Source organism: Streptomyces sp. NPDC054961, assembly GCF_053609145.1.
On sequence record NZ_JBSGWY010000003.1, the window covers coordinates 89,974 to 92,894 of the forward strand.

A 2,921-nucleotide genomic window follows, 5' to 3' on the forward strand; every position below is an offset into this window, starting at 1 on the left:
GCGACCCGATAACCCCATCGCCCGGGCGCGCGGGGGGGGTCTCCCGGCCCCCGCCGCGGGCGGCACCCGCCTCGGCGCCGCGCCCCCCGAAGGCCCGTTTCCGCCGGTCGGCGGATGGAGCCGCTGCCCCGGGAAGGCGAGGCTTGACCCGTACCCAAACAGCCCTTGGAACACGGGAGTTCGCCATGAAGAACCGCAGCCGCACCCTCGCCCTGACCGGCGCCGCCGCCCTGGTGGCGGCGGTGATCGCGGCGGCCCCCGGCTCCGCCGTCGCCTCGGCGCCCAGGGCGGCCGCCGTCCACGGAGCGGCCTCCGTCCTGTACGCGTACGCGCCCGGCGACGACATCCGTTTCACGGTCGACGCCGACGCGGCCCCGTTCACCCGGCCGCTCGACGCCCCGAACGGCGAGCGCGGCCTGCCGACGGACGCCCGCGGCAAGGTGACCGTGTACCACTACTCGCCCGCGCACCAGGTCACCGGGACCTCCGAGGCCGAGGTGGACTGCCTGGTCACGGGCGGCCGCACGGCGACGGTCACCGCCGTGGTCACCGCGTCGAACACGGGCGAGACGGGCCGGCGGATCGGGATCAGCGTCCAGGACGGGGAGCACGGCGAGCCGGACCGCGTGGGCTTCTCCTGGGGCGTGGCCAACGTGGACGTGAAGGAGGACGGCACGGCCGTCGAGGCGAGGGTCGGCACCTGCATGGCCCCGGCCCCCTTCACCACGGTCGTCAGGGGCGGCTTCAAGGTCACCCCGGCACCGCTGCCGCCGCTCCCCCGCTGAGCGGCTCCGCTTCACGCGGGAGACGCAGACCTGTATCCCACTGTTCACACCTATTTGAGATGATTTCCGCATGACAGTGACGTCCTCCCTCCCCACCGCCCGCGCCACCCGGGTGGTCGCGCACCGCGGGGCCTCCCACGAGCACCCCGAGCACACGCTCGCCGCCTACCGGCAGGCCATCGACGACGGGGCGGACGCCCTGGAGTGCGATGTCCGGCTCACCGCCGACCGCAGGCTCGTCTGCGTGCACGACCGGCGCGTCGAGCGGACCTCCGACGGGCGCGGGATCGTCTCCGAGATGACGTACGAGGAGCTGCGCGCCCTCGACTTCGGCGCCTGGAAGGGGGCCGCGCACACGGGGGCCCGGGTCCTGCTCTTCGAGGACCTGCTCCAGGAGGCGCTGGCCGCGGGCCGGCCGGTCGGGCTGGCCGTGGAGACGAAGCACCCGACGCGCGCGGGCGGCCGGCTGGAGGAGGAACTCGTCCGCGTGCTGCGCCGGTACGGGCTCGCGGACGGCCGCGGCGGCCTCGTCGAGGTGATGAGCTTCTCGCGCGGGGCGCTGACCCGGATGCACCGGCTCGCCCCCGGACTCCCGGCCGTGTACCTGATGGAGCGGCGCCTGCGACCGGCCCGCCCGCCCTACGCCACGCACGCGGGCCCCGGGATCGAGCTCGTCCGCCGGGACCCGGGACTGGTGGGACGGCTGAGGGCCAAGGGGCTGTCGGTGCGGGTGTGGACCGTGGACGAGCCCGAGGACGTGGAGCTGTGCCTGGACCTCGGAGTGGACACGCTCATCACCAACCGGCCCCGCGCGGTCCGAGAGCAGGTGGAGGCCCGCTAGCGCCCCGTGCCCTCGCGCCGCATTGGCTGATTCGCACTCCTGACAGCCGCTCGGTGAACCCCGAACGTATGCCGTGGCGTGCACGACGGGAAGATCAGCCCGCGGGTGCGCCTGGCCGACGACTGGACAGGCGCTCACCAGCGCCGTGGCGCGGGCGAGGGTGACTGATATGGGCTTACAGCGACAGGCGAGACGTACGGCCGACAGCGGCTCCGGCGGTTCCGGCGTTCCCACCGGCTCCGGCGCCTCCACCGGCTCGACCGGCTCCACCGGCTCCCCGGCGGGCGGCAGAACCTTCGCCACCGCGGACGCGGGCGGCGGCGAAGGGCCGGAAGCCGCCGCCGTCGGCCCGGACCTCCCGCCGTGCTATCTCGTCCTCGGCCCGCTGGAGGTGCGTCGCGGCGGGGTGAGCTGCACGCCGACTCCGCTCAAGCGCCGCGCCCTGCTCGCGATCCTGCTGCTGCACGCGAACAGACTGGCCTCGGCGGACATGCTGATCGACGAGTTGTGGGACGGACACCCGCCCCGATCCGCCCAGGCGACCCTGCAGATGTACGTGTCCGGGCTGCGCCGGACGCTCGACCCGGGCCACGGACGCGGCGGCGGGGACCCGCGCCGCCACCCGGTGCTCCGCACGGCCGGCTCCGGCTACGTGCTCGAGGTCGGCCCCGGCGAACTGGACCTGGACCTCTCCCGCGCCCTCGCCGCGCTCGGCCGCCGGCAGCTCGCCGACGGCGACTGCGCCGCCGCCAGCGAGGCCTTCTCCGCGGCGCTCGCGATGTGGCGCGGCCGGCCGCTGGCCGATCTCGGCCCCGCGCGCCTGCCCGAGTACTACACGGCCCCGCTGGAGGAGGAGCGCCTCGCCCTGCTCCACGACCGGATCGGCGCCGACATCTGCGCGGGCCGCTCCCAGGGGGTCATCGCCGAACTGGCCGAACTGTGCTCCCGCCACCCGCTGCGCGAGGCGTTCCACGAACAGCTGATGCTGGCGCTGGCCGGCACCGGGCGGCGGGCCGAGGCGCTGGACGCGTACGCCCGCGCCCGGCGGGTGGTCGTCGAGGGCACCGGAGTGGAGCCGGGCCCCGATCTGCAGGCCGTCCAGCGGGCCCTGCTCGGCGGCCTGCGCCCCGCCGCCACCGTCCACGGCCGATGTCGGGGCTCCCTGCTGCTCCAGCCCGCCGGGCTCTGACCGGCGGGGGGCGCGCCCCCCCCCCGCCCCCCGGCGGCGCGCCGCCCCCCCCCCCCGCGGCGCGCCGCGCCGCCGCCGCGCCCCCCACAGAAGCAGAGAAGCCCCC

At 76.2% G+C, this 2,921-nt stretch carries 3 protein-coding genes; all 3 read left to right on the forward strand.

Going from position 1 to position 2,921, the window contains the following annotated elements:
- Positions 1 to 185: 185 nt before the first annotated feature.
- The 3 genes from ACWF9Z_RS04545 to ACWF9Z_RS04555 all read left to right on the forward strand — a co-directional run bounded on the left by ACWF9Z_RS04545 (position 186) and on the right by ACWF9Z_RS04555 (position 2,815).
- A complete protein-coding gene (locus ACWF9Z_RS04545) occupies positions 186 to 785 on the forward strand; it encodes a hypothetical protein (RefSeq protein WP_453597383.1) in 600 nt (199 codons plus the stop codon).
- A gap of 70 nt (positions 786 to 855) precedes the next feature.
- Positions 856 to 1,626 carry a glycerophosphodiester phosphodiesterase gene (locus ACWF9Z_RS04550; protein WP_453597385.1) on the forward strand — a complete coding sequence of 257 codons (771 nt, stop codon included), beginning with the start codon at positions 856 to 858 and terminating at the stop codon, positions 1,624 to 1,626.
- 169 nt (positions 1,627 to 1,795) lie between these two features.
- Complete coding sequence (locus tag ACWF9Z_RS04555; protein ID WP_453597387.1) at positions 1,796 to 2,815, forward strand: AfsR/SARP family transcriptional regulator; 1,020 nt, start codon at positions 1,796 to 1,798, stop codon at positions 2,813 to 2,815.
- The last annotated feature ends 106 nt before the right edge of the window (positions 2,816 to 2,921 follow it).